Source organism: Streptomyces typhae (genome assembly GCF_009755605.1).
GTDB classification, from domain to species: domain Bacteria; phylum Actinomycetota; class Actinomycetes; order Streptomycetales; family Streptomycetaceae; genus Streptomyces; species Streptomyces typhae.
In genome coordinates this window covers 242,773-260,750 of sequence record NZ_WPNZ01000008.1, presented here as the reverse complement: position 1 = coordinate 260,750, position 17,978 = coordinate 242,773, and the positions used below count along the sequence as shown (strand labels likewise).

At 75.0% G+C, this 17,978-nt stretch carries 15 protein-coding genes and 1 pseudogene; 5 read left to right on the top strand and 11 right to left on the bottom strand.

Features of this window, described 5'->3' with window-relative positions:
• Positions 1–2 precede the first annotated feature (2 nt).
• Complete coding sequence (locus tag GPA10_RS16805) at positions 3–1,085, bottom strand: DUF4349 domain-containing protein (RefSeq protein ID WP_157166210.1); 1,083 nt, start codon at positions 1,083–1,085, stop codon at positions 3–5.
• A gap of 155 nt (positions 1,086–1,240) precedes the next feature.
• On the opposite strand from GPA10_RS16805, the gene hemG reads away from it, so the two are divergent.
• From hemG to GPA10_RS16790, 3 genes are all read left to right on the top strand, one after another.
• On the top strand, positions 1,241–2,959 hold the full coding sequence (hemG, locus tag GPA10_RS16800) for a protoporphyrinogen oxidase (protein ID WP_157166209.1): 1,719 nt from the start codon (positions 1,241–1,243) through the stop codon (positions 2,957–2,959).
• A gap of 4 nt (positions 2,960–2,963) precedes the next feature.
• The gene (gene hemQ, locus GPA10_RS16795) at positions 2,964–3,683 is read left to right on the top strand and encodes a hydrogen peroxide-dependent heme synthase (protein ID WP_058849364.1); all 720 of its coding nucleotides are present in this window, start codon (positions 2,964–2,966) and stop codon (positions 3,681–3,683) included.
• Positions 3,684–3,892: 209 nt separating this feature from the next.
• Positions 3,893–4,267: an RNHCP domain-containing protein gene (locus GPA10_RS16790; RefSeq protein WP_058849363.1), complete on the top strand. Its 375-nt coding sequence runs from the start codon at positions 3,893–3,895 to the stop codon at positions 4,265–4,267.
• Between the two features lie 58 nt (positions 4,268–4,325).
• On the opposite strand, the gene GPA10_RS16785 is transcribed toward GPA10_RS16790, so the two are convergent.
• From GPA10_RS16785 to GPA10_RS16765, 5 genes are all read right to left on the bottom strand, one after another.
• Positions 4,326–5,960: an alpha/beta hydrolase gene (locus tag GPA10_RS16785; protein WP_157166208.1), complete on the bottom strand. Its 1,635-nt coding sequence runs from the start codon at positions 5,958–5,960 to the stop codon at positions 4,326–4,328.
• Positions 5,961–6,146: 186 nt separating this feature from the next.
• Entirely contained in the window at positions 6,147–6,917 is a 771-nt protein-coding gene (locus GPA10_RS16780; RefSeq protein WP_058849361.1) for a TIGR04222 domain-containing membrane protein, read from the bottom strand.
• Positions 6,918–7,023: 106 nt separating this feature from the next.
• Positions 7,024–7,935, bottom strand: a complete 912-nt coding sequence (locus tag GPA10_RS16775; protein WP_157166207.1) for a DUF4142 domain-containing protein — start codon at positions 7,933–7,935, stop codon at positions 7,024–7,026.
• A 105-nt stretch (positions 7,936–8,040) separates the two neighbouring features.
• Complete coding sequence (locus GPA10_RS16770) at positions 8,041–9,363, bottom strand: MbnB/TglH/ChrH family RiPP precursor modification enzyme (RefSeq protein ID WP_246259317.1); 1,323 nt, start codon at positions 9,361–9,363, stop codon at positions 8,041–8,043.
• A 280-nt stretch (positions 9,364–9,643) separates the two neighbouring features.
• On the bottom strand, positions 9,644–10,429 hold the full coding sequence (locus tag GPA10_RS16765) for a DUF4142 domain-containing protein (RefSeq protein WP_157166205.1): 786 nt from the start codon (positions 10,427–10,429) through the stop codon (positions 9,644–9,646).
• A gap of 334 nt (positions 10,430–10,763) precedes the next feature.
• Between GPA10_RS16765 and GPA10_RS16760 the strand changes: the two genes are divergently transcribed.
• The gene (locus tag GPA10_RS16760) at positions 10,764–11,207 is read left to right on the top strand and encodes a DUF5959 family protein (RefSeq protein WP_157166204.1); all 444 of its coding nucleotides are present in this window, start codon (positions 10,764–10,766) and stop codon (positions 11,205–11,207) included.
• 50 nt (positions 11,208–11,257) lie between these two features.
• Here GPA10_RS16760 and GPA10_RS16755 read toward each other — a convergent pair whose 3' ends face one another.
• The 3 genes and pseudogenes from GPA10_RS16755 to GPA10_RS16745 all read right to left on the bottom strand — a co-directional run.
• Positions 11,258–11,989, bottom strand: a complete 732-nt coding sequence (locus GPA10_RS16755) for a peptidyl-tRNA hydrolase (RefSeq protein ID WP_343040973.1) — start codon at positions 11,987–11,989, stop codon at positions 11,258–11,260.
• Between the two features lie 180 nt (positions 11,990–12,169).
• Positions 12,170–12,460, bottom strand: coding sequence for a hypothetical protein (locus GPA10_RS16750; protein ID WP_157166203.1), 291 nt, complete (start codon positions 12,458–12,460; stop codon positions 12,170–12,172).
• A 259-nt stretch (positions 12,461–12,719) separates the two neighbouring features.
• Positions 12,720–13,610 (bottom strand): annotated as a pseudogene (locus GPA10_RS16745) (polysaccharide deacetylase family protein); the annotation flags it as partial.
• 220 nt (positions 13,611–13,830) lie between these two features.
• Between GPA10_RS16745 and GPA10_RS16740 the strand changes: the two are divergent.
• Complete coding sequence (locus GPA10_RS16740) at positions 13,831–15,153, top strand: methyltransferase (RefSeq protein WP_246259228.1); 1,323 nt, start codon at positions 13,831–13,833, stop codon at positions 15,151–15,153.
• Between the two features lie 80 nt (positions 15,154–15,233).
• Here the strand turns inward: GPA10_RS16740 and GPA10_RS16735 are convergent, their stop codons facing one another.
• Both GPA10_RS16735 and zapE read right to left on the bottom strand, forming a co-directional pair.
• Positions 15,234–16,646: an alkaline phosphatase PhoX gene (locus GPA10_RS16735; RefSeq protein ID WP_157166313.1), complete on the bottom strand. Its 1,413-nt coding sequence runs from the start codon at positions 16,644–16,646 to the stop codon at positions 15,234–15,236.
• Between the two features lie 212 nt (positions 16,647–16,858).
• On the bottom strand, positions 16,859–17,950 hold the full coding sequence (gene zapE, locus GPA10_RS16730) for a cell division protein ZapE (RefSeq protein ID WP_058849358.1): 1,092 nt from the start codon (positions 17,948–17,950) through the stop codon (positions 16,859–16,861).
• Positions 17,951–17,978: the final 28 nt, after the last annotated feature.

The following is a 17,978-nucleotide window of genomic DNA, read 5'->3' as shown; positions in this document are numbered from 1 at the left end:
CGTCAGGCGCTGCCCGGACCGCCGGGAGTCCCGGTGGCGCGGGCGGCCTCCGGTCCGGCGGATTCCGCGGGTCCCCGCCGCGTGAGCCGGGGCCGCGCCACCCGCAGCCACAGCAGCGCGAGCAGCGCCACGACCGCGACGAACGGCAGGGCCGCCGCCAGGGCGACCGCCACCCACCCCAGCAGCGTCACGAAGGCCCCCCACCCGCCGGACAGCGCGTCGGCGAACGACGTGCCGTCGTCATCGCCGCCAGCCGTCGACGGGCGCGGCGACTCGGTGAGCGTGAGGGTGATCGTCGCCATCGCGGTACGGTCCTTCAGCGACGCCTGCTGGGCGAGCAGGGACTCCAGGTCCGACTGACGGCTGCTCAACTCGCCCTCCAGGGACACGATGTCGCCGATCCTGGTGGCCCTGTCCATCAGCGCCCGCACCCGCGCCACGCTCGCCCGCTGCGTCCTGATCCGGCTCTCGACGTCCACGACCTGCTCGGTGACGTCCTCCGCCTTCGCGGACCGGCTGACGAGGCGGCCCGCGCCCGCGAGTTCGGAGAGCACCTGGCCGTAGCGGTCCTGCGGGACGCGGAGCACGACGCGCGAGCGGTCGTCGCCGTGCCGGCCGCGGTCCGTGGACTCGTCGCCGACCAGTCCGCCCGCGTCCTCGGCCACCGTGCGCGCCCGCTCCACGGCGCGGGGCACGTCCTTGACGCGCACCGTCAGGGAGGCGGTACGGATCACGTGGGAGGCCGGTGCCGCCGAGGGCCGCGTCACCGTCACCCCGCCGGGCCGCCGGGGCTTGCCGCCCTCACGGCCCTTGGCGGCACCGGCCTCCCCGGCATGGCCTCCGGCACGGTCCCCGGCGTGGCCTCCTTCCTGGTCCGCGTCCGCCTGGCCGCCGCCGGGTCCGGCGGGCCCCTTCGCCGTGTCCTGCCGTGCCGCCGCCGCGTCCCCGCCCGAGTCGGCGTCGTCCGCGCCACCGCACCCGGCGAGAGCCAGCGCGAGCGCGAGCAGCAGGGCGGCGGGCGCGGCTCGGCGCCGCCTGGACGTGCCGTGCGTGCCGGTCCTGCCGGTCGTGCTTGACGAGTGCATCTGCGTACCCCCGAGGGTCGTGGCGAGTGTGCTCCTACGACGCCGGGGCGCCCCCGTGTGTTCGACCCTGCCGGTCCCGGACCGGTCCCGGCAGGGTCACGGAGCGGACTCGTCCGGGTGTCGGGGGGATCAGAGGGGTCTGAGAGAGTGGGGGCATGCGCGCAGCGGACAGTTTCCCCGGTACGGACGGCGGCGGCTCCCCCGGACCGGGCGGTGGCATCGGCGGCAGCGGCAGGAGCGGTCCCCTGCACGTCGTGGTCGTCGGCGGCGGTATCGCGGGGCTCGCCGCCGCGCACCGGCTGCTGGACACCGGCGCGCGCGTCACCCTGTACGAGGCCTCCGCACGGCTCGGCGGAAAGCTGCACGCCGGTGAGATCGCCGGCGTCCGCGTCGACCTCGGCGCCGAGTCGATGCTCGCCCGCAGGCCGGAGGCCGTCGCCCTGGCCCGCCAGGTGGGCCTCGCCGACCGGCTCCAGCCGCCCGCCACGGCGGGCGCCGCCCTGTGGACCCGGGACGCGCTCCGGCCACTGCCCAAGGGCACCGTCATGGGCGTGCCGGGCGACGCCGCCGCCCTCGCGGGCATCCTCTCCGACGACGGGCTCCGCCGTATCGCGCAGGACCGCGAACTGCCGCGCACGGAGGTCGGCGACGACGTCGCGGTCGGCGAGTACGTCGCGGCGCGCCTCGGCCGCGAGGTCGTCGACCGCATGGTGGAACCCCTGCTCGGCGGGGTGTACGCGGGCGACGCCTACCGCATCTCGATGCGCGCGGCGGTACCGCAGCTCTTCGAGGCCGCCCGCGGCCACACCTCGCTCACCGAAGGCGTCCGCGCCCTCCAGGCCCGCGCGGCGCGGCACCAGCAGACCGGCCCCGTGTTCATGGGCATCGACGGCGGCGTCGGCACCCTCCCGCTCGCGGTCGCGGACGCCGTCCGGGCACGCGGCGGGACGATCGTGCTCGACGCCCCCGTGCACGGCCTGCGCCGCGTCGCCGAAGGCGACGGCGACGGCGACGGCTCAGGTGGAGGCGGATGCTGGGAGGTGCGCGTGGGCGGCGACGGTGGCGATGGTGGCCACGGCGGCCACGGCGGGGGCCGGGGCGACGATGATGGCCGGAGCGACCGGAGCGACCGGAGCGACCGGAGCGACCGGAGCGACCGGAGGGACCAGGGCGACCGGGGCGGTCAAGGGAATCGGGGCGGCCGGGGCGACGGCGGGCGCGTCGAGCGTGCCGACGCCGTCGTCGTCGCTCTGCCCGCCCCCGCCGCCGCCCGGCTCCTCGACCGCGAGGTACCCGGCGCCGCCGCCGAGCTGCGCGCCGTCGAGTACGCCTCCATGGCCCTGATCACCCTCGCCTACCGGCGCTCCGACACGGCCGTGCTGCCCGCCGGGAGCGGGTTCCTGGTGCCGCCCGTGGACGGACGCACCATCAAGGCCTCCACCTTCGCGACCCAGAAGTGGGGCTGGATCGCGGACCAGGACCCCGACCTGTTCGTGCTGCGCGCCTCCGTCGGCCGGCACGGCGACGAGAAGGACCTCGGCCGCCCCGACGAGGAACTCGTCGACGTCGCCCGGCAGGACCTGCGCACGGCCACCGGCCTGGCCGCCGCCCCCGTCGACTCGGCCGTCACCCGCTGGTACGAGGGCCTGCCGCAGTACCCGGTCGGCCACCACGCGCGCGTGGCCCGCGTCCGGGAGCACGTGGCGCGGGTGCCGGGCCTCGTGGTCTGCGGAGCGGCGTACGACGGAGTGGGCATCCCGGCCTGTGTCGCCGGTGCGCACGCCGCCGTCGACCAGCTCTTCGGGGACCTCTCCGGAGTGCGCGGACTCACCGCCGACCCGGTGCAGAGCCTCCACGGCGGCGCGGGAGAATAGGCCCATGAGTGACGAAGCTTCCGCCAAGATCCCGAACGCGGGCAAGAAGGCGAAGGACCTCAACGAGGTCATCCGCTACACGCTGTGGTCCGTCTTCAAGCTCCGCGACGTCCTGCCCGAGGACCGCGCCGGGTACGCGGACGAGGTCCAGGAGCTGTTCGACAAGCTCGCCGCCCGGGACGTCACCGTCCGCGGCACCTACGACGTGTCCGGCCTCCGCGCCGACGCCGACGTCATGATCTGGTGGCACGCCGAGACCGCGGACGAGCTCCAGGAGGCCTACAACCTCTTCCGCCGCACCCGGCTCGGGCGCGCCCTGGAGCCGGTGTGGTCGAACATGGCGCTGCACCGCCCCGCCGAGTTCAACAAGTCGCACATCCCGGCGTTCCTCGCCGACGAGACGCCCCGCGACTACGTCTCGGTGTACCCCTTCGTGCGCTCCTACGACTGGTACCTGCTGCCCGACGAGGACCGCCGCCGCATGCTCGCCGACCACGGCAAGATGGCCCGGGGCTACCCCGACGTGCGCGCCAACACCGTCGCCTCGTTCTCCCTCGGCGACTACGAGTGGCTGCTCGCCTTCGAGGCCGACGAGCTGTACCGCATCGTCGACCTCATGCGGCACCTGCGCGCCTCCGAGGCCCGGATGCACGTCCGCGAGGAGGTGCCGTTCTACACCGGCCGCCGCAAGTCCGTGGCGGAGCTGGTGGCGACCCTCGCCTGAGCCGGCAGCGCCGATATTCGGTTGCCGCGCCCGCCGCGCGGGGGGTTTCATCGAGAGGGCGGCCCTCTGACGGATCACGCGTGATCCGTCGGGGAGTTCGCACCCTCCCGTCGAGACCCTCCCCACGGAAAGCCGGTGTTGTATGCCCAGGGCCCTGCGGAACTCCTTCAGCTCATCCCCTTCCGCATCGCTCAGGAGTCATCTCTCCCATGTCACGCAACACCTCCCGGCGGGCGCGCGCTGAAGCACGCGTCCAGTCCTTCCGCTGCCTCCAGTGCGGCCTCGACGTCTCGACGACCGCACCCGGCACCCAGCACCGCAACCACTGCCCGAACTGCCTGTGGAGCCGTCACGTCGACGACACCCCCGGCGACCGGGCGGCGGACTGCGGCGCCCGGATGGAACCCCTCGCCATATCCGTACGCGGCGACGGCGAATGGGTCCTCGTCCACCGCTGCACCCACTGCGGCGTCCTGCACGCCAACCGCACCGCGGGCGACGACAACGCGCTGCCGCTGACCCGGCTCGCGGTGCGCCCGCTGGCGCAGCCGCCGTTCCCGCTGGAGCGGCTCGGCGCGCTGTAGCCGCCCCTGCGCCGCGGTGGGACCGTGTCACGGCAGGACGGCGCGGACCGTGCCGTGGCTAGACCACGTGGGGCCGCGCCGCCGCGCGCGGCCCCACCAGGGGCTCCGGTGCCCGGCGCGGAGCGCACGCCGCGCGCCCGGCGGGGAGGCGCCCCTTCAGGAGGTACGCCTCCAAGTGGCCGTTGACGCAGGCGTTCGGGCCGCCCCCGATGCCGTGCGTACCCGCGTCCCGCTCGGTCACCAGGGCCGAACCGCCGAGCCTGCGGCGCAGTTCGAGGGCGCCCGCGTACGGCGTGGCGGCATCCCGTTCGGCGGCCAGGATCAGGGTCGGCGGCAGCGCGTCCGCGGTGGCGCCCACGTCCACCGGCTCCTGGCGCGGCTCGGGCCAGTACGCGCACGGCAGGTTCATCCAGGCGTTGTCCCAGGTCTCGAAGGGGGCGACGCGGGCGAGGCGCGTGTTGTCGCGGTCCCAGACGGCGAAGTCGGTGGGCCAAGGGGCGTCGTTGCACTGCACGGCGGTGTAGACGGCGTTGCCGTTCTCCTCCTCGGCGGCCGCCTCCGGGTGCGGCGCGGCCTGCTCGACGAGCGGCTTCGCGTTGCCCTTCAGGTACTGCGACAGGGCCGTCGCCCGCATCGGCCAGTAGTCGTCGTAGTACGCGGCCTTCAGGAACGCCGCCTGCAACTGGGCCGAGCCGACCCGCCCGCCGGCCGGTTCGTGCGTGAGCCGCGCGCGGACCGTCTCGTAGGAGCGCTGCACCTCCTCGGGCGTCGCGCCGAGCAGGTAGGTCTTGTGGTGCCTCGCGACCCATGCGCGGAAGTCCGCCCAGCGCCGCTCGAAGGCGAAGGACTGGTCGAGGTTGTTGCCGTACCAGATCCGCTCCGGGTCCGGGTTGACGGCCGAGTCGAAGACCATGCGGCGCACGTGCCCGGGGAACAGCGTCGCGTACACGGCACCGAGGTAGGTGCCGTACGAGGCGCCCATGAACGTCAGCTTCCGCTCGCCGAGGGCGGCGCGCAGCACCTCCAGGTCACGGGCGTTGTTCACGGAGGTGTAGTGGCGCAGGCCGGCGCCCGCGTGCCGGGCGCAGCCGCGGACGTAGGCCTTCGCCCGCGCGACGCGTTCCGCCTTGTACGAGGCGTCGGGGTGGCTCGGCGAGTTGGTGGGGGCCTCGGTGAACCGCTCGGGCTTTAGGCAGGTCAGGGGGGCGGACCTGCCGACACCGCGCGGGGCGTAGCCGACGAGGTCGTACGCCGCCGCCAGGCGCCGCCACTCCGGCATCGGGCCGACCATCGGGAAGTACATCCCGGAGGCCCCGGGGCCGCCGGGGTTGAAGACGAGCGCGCCCTGCCGGTCGACCCGCTCGCCGTCCGCCTTCCGCGTGGCCGCGACCCGGCTGACCGTCAGCCGGATCTGCTTGCCGTCGGGGCGGGCGTAGTCGAGGGGGACGGTGACCGTGCCGCAGCGCACGGACGGCGGCAGGTTCTCCGCCTCGGCACAGGCGCCGAAGCGGATGCCTGCGGCGTGGGCGCGCTGGACGGCGAGGCCGGTGCCGAGGGTCTCGGCGACGGGACCGGGCGCGGGGCCCGGCCCGGTTCCGGCTGCGGGAGCTGCGGCGAGGGCGCTCAGGACGAGGGATCCGACGGTTCCGTACCGGACGGCTCTTCCGTACAGAGGGGTTCCAGGTGCTCTCATCGCTGTTCCGTGTCCCTTTCGCGCGGCTCGATCGGCCGTGCGGTCCACCCGAAGTCGGCGTCGGTGAGTCACCAAGTCGTTTAATCGGATAAACCGCATCGAAAGGGATACTCAGTTCGACGGTCGGCGAAGTAAAGCACCGGCTCGCGGGTGTCGGCCCAAAGCCCCCTCACAGCCCCACGGACGTCAGAGACGCGACTCGCGGTACCCGTCGAGGTTCGGGTCCCGGTGGGAGAGCGCGGCACGCAGCGCCGGGTCCTCCAGGGCGCGCAGGCCACGCACGGCGACCGACGTCAGGTCGTCCCGCGAGGGCAGCGTCCCGAGCAGCCGCTGCCCGGCCGGCGAGGCCCAGCGCGTGGTCGGCACCTCGAACCGCGCGATGGCGAGCGAGCTGAGCGTCAGGAAGAACGGCAGCGCGAACCACACCGCGACCGGCGTCTGCCCCTCGCGCCCCTGCGCGGGCAGCAGCGTCGCGCACACCCCCAGGGCCACCACCGCGACCGCCGCGGCCCGCACCTGCCGTGCCGCGCCCGCGATGCCCGTCCACGCCCCGTCCGGCACCGCGAGGCCCGCCGCGACGAGACGGTCCGCAAGCGACCGCACGGCGTCGGCCGCCGCGGCGGTCCTGCGGACCGGGGCGATCCGCGACTGCCCCGCGGGCCCGATCGCGCCGAGCACCGAGCGCTCCATGTCGTCCTTGGCCACCGGGTCCACGACCGTCGCCCACCCGGTGTGCGCGAGCAGCAGCCGCTGCCTGCGCGCCATCGACAGGAGGGCCACGTCGACGACCCGCCCGGGGCCGCCCGACAGGAACGCGGCCTCGTAAAGCGTGAGCCCGCGCCCCTGATGCGCGCCCCTGGCCTCGCTCGCCGCGGCACGCACCGCGGCGAGGCACAGCCGGGCACACGTGAGCAGGGAGAGGGCGCAGGCGAGCAGCAGCAACGGAACCCAGAACATGCCGGTTTTCTATGTGAAGGTGCTGTGCCCCCGCCACCGGAATTCCACGATGTGGACGGTCGGCTGTCCGCGGTTCGGGCACGGGCACGTCCGCCCCGTACGCGGTTCAGCCGTCCGGGTCGGGGTCGGGCCGGGAGACCGCCGGGGGCAGCGGCGGCGTCGGCGGTGCCGGGGCCCGCGCCGCGCCGGGCGCGGGGGCGGCGGACGGGGGCGAGGCCTGGGGGCCCGGCGGGGCGGGGGAGCGGGTGACGGGCCCCGGGGCGGCCGTGGCGGCCTCGCGGGCCAGCCCGTCGAAGTCGACGAGACCGGTGGCCTCCAGGACCTTGATGTGGTCGAGGACCGTGGTGTTCGCGTCGTCGGCGAGGGCCCGCACCAGGGAGTTGCGGGTGGTGGCGCGGACCTGTGCCACCAGCGTGAAGACCTGGCCGTGGGCGCGCCGCAGGACGTTCGCGAACCTCGCGTCGTACGCGGGGCCGCGGGCCGCGCTCAGTTCGTCGAGGCGGCGCCGCTGCTGGGCGTCGGGCTGGCTGGGCAGTTCCAGGCGCAGCGCGGCGCCGACCTCGCGCACCCGGGCGTCGAGGAAGGTGTGCCCCTCGACCAGGTGCTTGCCCGCCGTGTGCACGGCGGTCGTGGTGCCGCGCTCCTGTGCCTGCTGGCCCGCGGGCAGCTCCCACAGGCCCGCGCGCCGCACCTTGGTGACGAAGTCGCGGTCGAGCGCGGACAGCGGCCCGAACTCCGTCGCCACGGACTGCGAGGTCAGCGTGTCGAGGCCGGTGCCCGAGCGGTCCTCGTACGACCACACGGGACAGACCAGCGCGACCAGGGTGGCGATGAGCCCCGTCAGGAGGAGTCCGGTGCCGCTGACGAGTCTGCTGCCGAGTCCGCCGCCGCGCACGGGTCCGTCGCGACGCGTGAATCTGCCGCGACGCGTGAATCCCTCGCGACGCTTGAATTCGATGGTGCGTACGGGGCCGTCGCCGCGCACGGGTCCGTGGCCGCCGGTGTGTCGGGATCGCATGACGCCTCCTGGTGCGCCACCGCACGCTAGTGCGCGGCCCGGCGCGGCGGCGGGCGTATCGGCAGGAGTACGTCGACGTCTGTACGGAGCGGTCCGCCGGCCCCGTTACGCGAGGCGCTGTGCCCTGCGCAGCGCCCGGCGCCCGGTCCGGGTCCGCAGCCAGCGCGTCAGCGGCCCCCGGCCCGGCGGTTTCGGACCCGAGCGCTCCAGCCACCAGGTCCGCAGCTCACCGCGCGCCTCCTCACCGAGGGGGGCGTCCGGGTCCTCCCCGAGCAGCAGGTGGGCGGCGAAGTCCAGGGCGTCCTTGCGGTAGCCGTCCGTCATGGGCCGCGAACGGGCGTACGCGACGAAGGCCGCGCGGTACGCAGGGCCGACGATCCGCGGCAGCTCCGGCGCGACCTTCGCCACGACGTCCGCCCGCTTGGCGCTCAGCGCCCGGCTCTGCACCCGCAGCCTGGCCCCGTCGAAGCCCTCCGGGGCGGGAGTGCCCGCGACGAGGGCGGAGAGCAGGGCGGCCTGGGAGAGCGCCACGCGTTGGCGGGTGGCGGTGGCGGTGGGGGTGGCGGTGGCGGTGGGGGTGGGGGTGGGGGTGTCGGCGGTGGGGGCCGAGGGGGTGGCGGGTGCGACGGGTGGGAAAGTCGCCCTGGCCGCCCCTGTCCCTGCCCCTGCCCCTGCCACCGTCTTCCGGATGGCGTCCAGCTCCCGCTCCAGCTCGTCGGCCTCCGGGAAGTTCTCGTCCCGTTCCAGGAGCACGCCCGGCGGGCGCGTGCGCGCGGCGAGGTCGGCGAGAATGTCGAGCACGGGCCGCGGCACCGCGTGTGCGTGGCTGTCGTGCCAGACGCCGTCCCGCTCGAACCCGCCCGCCACATGGACGTACGCGATGGCCTCGACGGGCAGCTCGGACAGGGCGCGGGCCGGGTCCTCGCCCCGGTTGACGTGGTTGGTGTGCAGATTGGCGACGTCGATGAGCAGCCGTACGCCGGTGCGCTCGACCAGCTCGTACAGGAACTGCCCCTCCGTCAGCTCCTCGCCGGGCCAGGAGATCAGCGCGGCGATGTTCTCGACGGCGAGCGGCACCGGCAGCGCGTCCTGCGCGATGCGGACGTTCTCGCAGAGCACGGCGAGCGCGTCCCGGGTGCGCGGCACGGGAAGCAGATGCCCGGCTTCGAGCACCTGGGACGCGGTGAGCGCGCCCCCGGCCCGCACGAACGCGATGTGCTCGGTGACCAGCGGCGAACCGAGTGCCTCCGCGCGCTCCGCGAGGGCCCTGAGCCGCGCCGGGTCCGGGCGGTCCGCGCCGCCGAGCCCCAGCGCGACACCGTGCGGCACGACCGTGACGCCGCGCTCGCGCAGCCGCAGGAGCGAGTCCGGCAGATGGCCGGGGCAGAGGTTCTCGGCGACGGCCTCGACCCAGTCGATGCCGGGCATGCGCTCGACCGCGTCCGCGATCTCGGGCCGCCATCCGATCCCGGTCCCCAGGCGCGGTGCCCGCCCCGCGCCCGGCTCCGCCGCGCCTCCCGCCGCCGTACTTCCCGCCGTGCTCCCTGCCACCGTGCTCTCTGCCGCCGTACCTCGTACCGTCGTCCCCCGTGCAGTCATGGTTCCCCCTCGGTTCCGTGTGCCTGCCGACGTTCCTCCCCGCCCGTTCCGTAGCGGGAGTCTTGACCCCGACAGTCTGCACCGAACCTTCTGATCAGCGGTTTCAGAGCTACATTTGAGGTTCCGGACGGTTGGTGTCGACGGTGCCCGGCGGGGCGGGAGAGGGCCGTGAGGTGCCGGAGACGTCACCGGTGGGGCCGGCGGGAGCGGGGTCGGGGGGCGCGTCGCGGCCGGGGGCGGGCGGTCCGGTGGGGCTCGCGGTCGAGGTGGCCGCGGAGCCGTTCGCGATGGCGTCGAAGTCGACGTACCCGGTGCCTTCGAGCATGGTGATGTGGTCGAGGACGGTCTGGTTGGCGTCGGACGCGAGCTGGCGCACGAGCGAGTTGCGGGTGGTGTCGCGGACCTGGGCGATCAGGGCGAAGACCTTGCCGTGCGAGACGCGCAGCAGATTGGCGAACTTGCGCTGGTACGTCTCGCCGGAGGCCGCCGTCAACTCCCGCAGCCAGCCCTGTTGCTGGTCGCTCGGCTGGTTCGGCAGCTCGACGCCGAGCTGCGCGGAGACGCCCCGCACCCGCTGGTCGAGGTCGGTGTGGCCGACGATCAGGTGGTCGCCCGCGTCCTTGACGGCCTTGCTGGGCGCGCGCTCCACGGCCTGCTGCCCGGCGGGGATCTCCCACAGCCCGGCGAGCCGCACCTTCACGAGGAAGTCCCGGTCGGTGGCCGACAGGGGCCCCCAACGCGTCGCCACGCTCCCGGCGTTCAGGTTGGCCTCGCCGGTGCCGGAGCGGTCGGCGTAGGACCACACCGGGAAGGCGAGCGCGCCGACGGTGACGACGAGGGCCGCGATGATCAGGGCGGTGCCGTTCACGCGCCCGACGTGCCTGATGCGCTGCAAGGTGCCTCCCGAGCCGCAACCCGGCCGGGGGCCGGGCTGCTTGGTGGTACGGGAAGGTACGGGAGGGGTGGCGGCGGTGTTCAGCACCGTGAAGGTTCTGTGACGGGGGTCACGTCGCGCGGTACGAGAGGCGGCACGTCCGGAACCGCGGCGTTGTCAGTGCCGTCGTCTAGGGTCCGAAGGGCAGGCAATCGCGGGCGGTGCGCCGAGGATTGCAGTGCGCACGGGCAGTACGGGCAACACGGGCAGTGCGGGCAGTGCGGGCAGTACGGGCAGTACGGGCAGTACGGGCAACAACAGGTATCGCAGGCAACACGGGGAACACGGAGGGGCCATGGCGTCAGCGGAGTCGATCGACCTGATCAGCCTGGAGGGCGAGGACAACAGCGTGACGGTCCGCATCACGGGGAAGCGCCCGGCGCCGGGCCGCTCCGGAGTCGAAGTGCTCGTCGGCGAGATCCTCGTCGACACCGCCTTCGTCCGGGGTTCGCTGGCCACGTCGGTGTCCCCGGAGGACCTCACCGAGTGGCGGGAGACCCTCGACGCCCTGGACGGCGGCGAGGACCGCACCTGGCGCGCCGGCCGCCGGGACCCGGAACTCTCCGTGGAACTCGACCCGGACGGCGAGCTGGCCCACGTCACGATCGCCGACCACTCGATGTCCCTGACCTCGGTGACGGCGACGGTCACGCTCACGGACGAGTGGTTCGACGAGGCGTACGAGCGCCTGGACGAGACGCTGCGGACATGGCCGGTGGAGGGGGCGCTGCGGGGCTGAAGGCTTCGCCCGGGGAGGGGTGGCACGCTGTCGCGGGGGTGCGCGCCGTTTCAGGCGGGGTCCTTCCGCGGGAGCGGGCAGACGTGGCTGCCTCCCTCGGCCACGACGGTCTCCCCGGGGGCGATCTCCGTGAAGCCCGCGTCCCGCACCAACGGCAGCCCGGAGGCGACCAGTTCGGCCCAGCGGGACGGGGAGGCGGTGCGGACGGACAGGGCGAAGCCCGCCTCGCGCCAGGCCGCGCGGTCCGGCTCGGACAGCTCCCACCACGCCAGTTGGGCGGCGTGCCCCGCCTGGGCCATCGTCTTGCCCGCCGACATCGAGACGTGGGGGTTCAGCCACAGGACGGGCGCCGCCGGGTCGGGGTCCGGTACGGGATCCGGGTCGTCCAGCTCGGTGCCGGAGACCTGGAGGCGGGCCAGGTCCTTGGGCCAGCCGTCCAGGGGCACCGGCGGGTGGACGCGGACCTCGGCCGACTTGCCGGTGACCGTGATGCCGGGCAGCGCCTCCGCGCGGCGCCACTCCGCGCCGCGCGCCCTGCGCACCACCTTGCGGATGCGCGCGTCCTGCCAGTCCCGCACGGCCCGCGCCCACTCGCCGTCGCCGAGGGACCGCTCGTCGCTCAGGATCGTGAGGACCGCGCGGGCCGCCGTCTCCAGGGCGTCCGTACGGGCCGGGGGTGCCGCGCGCTCGATGCGGGCCACCAGGGGCAGGACGAACTGCGGGGCCTCGTCGCGCGAGTCGGCCGCCTCGGAGGCGGTGGAGCGGTACTCGTTGCTGGTCACGCGTCCAGTCTGCCAGGGGGCGAGCGCCGGCTGCGGGGCGGCTGCCGGACGGCCCCGTGCGCCCGGCCCCCCGGCTGCCGGTTCCTCCTGCGCCGGTCATGCGTCATGCGTCGGATGCCACGCGTCGGATGTGAGGCGTCAGGCGTCCGGCGTGGGATGTCAGGCGTCAGGCGTCATGCGTCAGCCCGAGCACGCCGTGCGCTGCGCCTCCTGCCACTCGCAGACCGGGCACAGGGTGATGCCCTTGTGCGACTCCGGGTACTCCGTGGGCTTCCGGCACAGGACGCACTCGGCGAAGGGCGGGCCGCCCGCGCCCGGGGGAGGTGCGGACGGCCCCGGCGCGCAGTAGCCGTCGACGGCGCCGGGGGCGGCTTCGGGGCTGCCGGAGGCGTGGCGGGCCGGGGCGGGGGCGGGCATGTCGGGTGCGTCGGGTGCGTCGAGTGCGTCGGGGGTGTCGGGGGCGTCGGCCATGACGGCCAGCCTAGTTCGGGGCGGCCCCGGCAGCCCGGGGGCCGTCGGGCCTGGAGCCGCTGGCCCGGGTGTCTTCGGGTCGGGCTCCGCTGGCCCCGGTGTCGTCGGGTCGTGCCCCGTCGGGTCGGGTGCCGCTGGCCCCGTTGTCGTCGGGTCGTGCCCCGTCGGGTCGGGTGCCGCTGGCCCGGGTGTCGTCGGGCCAGGCCCCGTCCGGCCGGGCTCCGGCGGGCCGAGCCCCGTCCCGCCGCGCATCGCGCGCACCACGCGCGGCGCCGATCTGCTCCGACACCCGCACGAAGCGGAAGCCGCGCTCGCGCAGCGCGGGGACGATCGTGCGGACGGCGCGCTCGGTCGCGGGCGCCGCGCTGCGCGTGCAGTGCAGGACGACGACCGAACCGGGCCGCACCCCTTGCAGGACCTGCCGTGCCACCGCGTCGGGGTCCTTGGCGAACGCGTCGCCGCCCACCACGTCCCACTGCACCGCCGTCACACCGGCCGGCGCGATGGCCCGCAGCGCCCGCTGGTCGTAACAGCCGCCCGGGAAGCGGAAGTACGGCACCGGGCGCTCGACCCCCGACTCGCGCAGGGCGGTGAAGGCGCGCTCCACCTCGGCGCGCATGCGGTGCGGGGCGACGGTGGGCAGGCCGTAGCAGCGGGGGGTGAAGGCGTAGTGGCTGTACGAGTGGTTCGCGACCTCGAAGAGCGGATCCCGGCCGATGTCCCGGGTCTGCGCCGGGTACTGCTCGGCCCAGCGGCCCGTCATGAAGAACGTCGCCGGGACCTTCAGGCGGCGCAGGGTGTCGACGAGAGGCGGATTGTCGAAGTGTTCGCCCGCAGCGGCGCGCCGACCCTGGTCCGCCGTCATGTCGGCGTCGAAGGTGAGGGCGACGGTGGGCGCGGCCTTCGCCGCGCCGCGGGGTGCCTGCACGGCGCGCGGCGCGCTGGTGAAGACCGGGGTCAGGCCCTGGGGTCCGGGGGCCAGGGTCGGCGGCGCCTGGCGCGCGGCGGCCGGGTTCCGGTCCTTGAGGGCCGCGGGGCGCTGGTGGGGCGCGGGGGCGGGGGACGCGGTGCAGGCCGTCAGGGAGAGGGTGGCCGCGGCGAGGAGCGTCAGGGCGGTGCGGGTGTTCCGGGTCCGTGCGCGAATGATCACGGAGCGACGATATATGGGTAAATAGGACTAATGGGGTAGGCGGGTCTCTGGACTCACCCGGCTGCGCGAGCGACGCAGGGCCCGCCGCCTGGGCATTCGTGCCGAGGGGCCGGGTTTGCCAGGGGGCACGGGCTGTGGAATCGTCCTGAGGCGCTTCCCGGTCGCCGCACGTCTCCGGGAATCCGCGCATCGCGACCACCGAGGAGTTGACGAGCCGTCGATGTCCGAGCCCGCCAACCCCTCCGGCAGGACCGGTGACACCGGTGACACCGGCAACCCCCACACCCAGGGTGCCCCCGACATCGCCGACGCCCCGGACGTCACCTGGACCGAAGAAGTCCGGTCACCGGCGCGGTCGAGGCGAGGCGGCGCCCCGGGCGGCGGTGGAGCCGCCTCAGGGGCCGCGCCGACGTCCGGCCCCGTCCCCGCCCCGCTGACGTACACGGCCCACTGGCACTCCGAGAGCGGCCTGCCCGCGCCCCGGCGTGTGATCGTCGCCGACGACCGGACGAAGGCCGCCGTGGCCTACCGCCTCGCCTGTGAGGGCACCGCGCTGCTGTGGCGGGGCGACTACCAGGGTGCCCGGCAACTGCTCCGCGCCCTCGGAAGCCGTCTCGACCGGCTCGCGCCGAAGCCGGGCGCCACCCCGGCCGAGACGTTCCACCGGCACCGGCAGGCCCGCGGCCACCGGGCCAGGGTGCTCGGCATGCTGCTCGTCGTCCTGGAGGACGACCACTCCCTCGCGCTGCGCCGCGCCCCCGACGTGCGGGCGGCCTGCACGGAGGCCTACGGCCCGCCCCGGCGGCGCACGGTCGTGTCGCTGCGCGAACTCCTCGGCGTGATCGGCGCCCACGAGTGGCGCCGCAAGGGTGTGCCGGTCCCGGCGGTCGGCGGCAGCATCCATCCGCACTACGGAGTGTTCTCGCCCGTCCGGGGCGAGTACGTCGACCTGGTCGCCGCCGCCCCGCTGCCCGCCGCCGTCCACGGCGCCCCCGCGGACGCCACCGCCTTCGACCTCGGCACCGGGACCGGCGTCCTCGCCGCGGTCCTCGCCCGCCGGGGTCTCGGCCGGACCGTCGCCACGGACAGCAGCCCCCGCGCCCTCGCGTGCGCGCGCGACAACGTCGAGCGCCTCGGCATCGGCGACCGCGTGCAGGTCATGGACAGCGGCGACCTCTACCCGGAGGGCCGCGCCGCCCTCGTCGTGTGCAACCCGCCGTGGCTCCCGGCACGCCCGACCTCCGCCGTGGAGCAGGGCGTGTACGACCCCGACAGCGCGATGCTGCGGGCCTTCCTCGACGGGCTCGCAGGCCATCTCCAGCCGGGCGGCGAGGGCTGGCTGATCCTCTCCGACCTCGCCGAACACCTGGGCCTGCGCACCCGCGACGCACTCGACGAGGCCTTCGCCGCGGCCGGTCTGCGCGTCGTCGACCGGCTCGACGCCAAGCCCCGCCACCCCCGTGCGAGCGACGCCTCGGACCCGCTGCACACGGCTCGCGCCGCCGAGGTCACCTCCCTGTGGCGGCTCGCCCCGGCCACCTGAGCCACCGGCCCCGCCGTGCCACCGCCCTGCCGCCACCGCCCCGTACCCGGACGACGGAACGGGGCGGCCGCGGGCGGGCGCTACCTGTGCCAGGGCCCCGTCACGGCGAACGTCGTGCCGGGGGTGTAGCAGTTCACGTACATCGTGTCGTGGTCGGGCGAGAAGGCGACGCCCGCGAACTCGCCCCACTCCGGCTTGTCGGGGGTGCCCGTGTTCTGGGCGTTGCGCGCCATCGCGTAGACCTCGCCGCCGCGCGTCACGCCGTACACGTGCTGGAGGCCGCCGCCGTCCTCGCACACCATCAGGCCGCCGCTCGGCGCGAGGCAGATGTTGTCGGGGGACTCGCCGGGCAGCTGCACGTCGGTGCCGGGGCCGAACACGATCACCAGCGTGAGGCGGCGCCGCGCCGGGTCGTACCGCCACACCTGGCCGTGGTGGTCGGCGGCCGAGCCCTCCGCGCCGCGCGCGTAGCTGGAGACGAAGTAGACGCAGCGGCCGCCCCAGTAGCAGCCCTCCAGCTTCTGCGCGTGGGTGATCCCCTTCGGGCCGAAGTCCTGGTGGCGTACGGGCGTGCGGGCCGCCAGCGGGTCGGGTACGTCGGCCCACTCCACGCGGTCGAAGGACGCGCCCGGCTCCTGCACGGCGGACAGGTCCGGCACGCCCGGCACCCGCATCGCCTGGAGCCGCCCGCCCGCGCGCAGCGAGCCCCGGCCGCCCTCGGGCCTGTCCGGCAGGAAGCGGTAGAAGAGGCCGAAGGGCCGCTGGAAGGCGTCCTCCGTCTCATAGACGACGCCGCGCCACGGGTCGACGGCGATCGCCTCGTGCTGGAAGCGGCCCATGGCGGTCAGCGGGACGGCACCGGAGCGCCGCGGGTCCACCGGGTCGACCTCGAATATGAAGCCGTGATCCTTGGTGTAGCCGTTCGTACCGGCCTTGTCCTCGGTCTCCTCGCAGGTCAGCCAGGTGCCCCACGGGGTGGGCCCACCCGCGCAGTTGACGGCGGTACCGGCGATGGCGACGCGCTCGTCCACCACCCGGCCGCGCCGGTCGAGCGCGAGCGCCGTACAGCCGCCCTTGGCCGCCGGGTCGTAGGTCAGGCCCTCGACCGTCGGGACGCCGAGCGGCGCCGTCGGGCGGTTCTCGTGGTTGCGCACCAGGTGCACCCCGCCGCGCCGGCCCCCGAACGCGGCCATCCCGTCGTGGTTGCTCGGCACCTTGCCCTCGCCCGAGCGCAGATCGTCCCCCTCACGCGAGAGGACCCGATAGCGGAAACCTTTCGGCAGATCGAGCAGACCGTCCGGATCGGGCACGAGCGGGCCGTAGCCGCTCCTGCCCCGCGCGGCCGCGGTGGCGGTGCCCGCGAAGAGTTCCGACAGGGCGCCGGTGAAGGCGATGGACGCCCCCAGGGCTCCGGTGCGGGCGAGTATCTGGCGTCTGGTCGCGGGTGTCTCGGTCGCGGATATCTCGGTCGCGGGTGTCTCGGCTGCGGACATCTCGGTGTCGGGCATGGCAACCTCCTGCTGGCGGACAGGAACTGACCCGCATGTGTGTATCACGCAGGGCTGCCTCGCACGAGAGTTTGAACGCGGGCCCGGTCCGCCTCGCGGGCGGCGGCTCCGTCCCCGGGGCGGATCCTTCGACCGCGGACGCGTCGTGGCTGGTCGCGCAGTTCCCCGCGCCCCTGACGGGGCCTGGGGCCGGACCCTCAGCCCGCCACCAGCGGCTTCGCGTCGCGTGCCAGCGCGGTCAGCCGGGAGATCGCACGGAAGTACTTCTTCCGGTAGCCGCCGGCCAGCATCTCCTCGCTGAAGAGCGCGTCGAACGGCACTCCGGAGGCGAGCACGGGCACCTCGCGGTCGTAGAGGCGGTCGGCGAGGACGACCAGGCGCAGCGCCGTCGACTGGTCGGGCACCGGCGTGACGTCCGTGAGGCACACGGCGGTGAGGTCGTCGGTGAGGGCGCCGTAGCGGCTGGGGTGCACGCGCGCCAGGTGCCCGAGCAGCTGCGGGAAGTCGTCGAGGCTCGCGCCCGGCGTCGCGTACGCGGCCTTGGTGACCTGCTCGTCGGAGTACGGGGCCGGGGCCTCGGGCAGGCCGCGGTGGCGGTAGTCCTCGCCGTCGATGCGCAGGGCCTTGAAGTGCGCCGACAGGCCCTGGATCTCGCGCAGGAAGTCGGCGGCGGCGAACCGGCCCTCGCCCAGCTTGCCGGGCAGCGTGTTGGAGGTCGCGGCGAGCGCGACGCCCGCCTCCACGAGCTTGCCGAGCAGGGACGACACCAGGACGGTGTCGCCCGGGTCGTCCAGTTCGAACTCGTCGATGCACAGCAGGCGGTGACCGCTGAGCGTCCGCACCGTCTGCTGGAAGCCGAGCGCGCCGACGAGGTTGGTCAGCTCCACGAAGGTGCCGAAGGCCTTGAGCGCGGGCTCCGCGGGAGTGGCGTGCCACAGGGACGCCAGGAGGTGGGTCTTGCCGACGCCGTACCCGCCGTCGAGGTAGACGCCGCGCGGCCCTGCCGGAGCCGGCTGCTTCGCCCGTGCGAACCAGCGGCGCTTGCCCGCGCCCGTGGCGTGCGCCCCGCCGAGCCCCTCCGCGAAGCCGCTGAGGACGCGCACGGCCTCGGCCTGGCTCGGCTGACCCGGGTCCGGGATGTACGTGGCGAAGCGGGCCGAGTCGAACCGCGGCGGCGGCACCATCTCGGCGACGAGACGGTCCGCGGGCACCTGCGGCTCGCGGGTGCTCAGGGATGCGGGGGCCGCTGCGGGTATCGGGCTCTGCCCGGCGGGGGTGGTGGCTGACACGGTTCTCCACTGTAGAGCCGTATCGGCG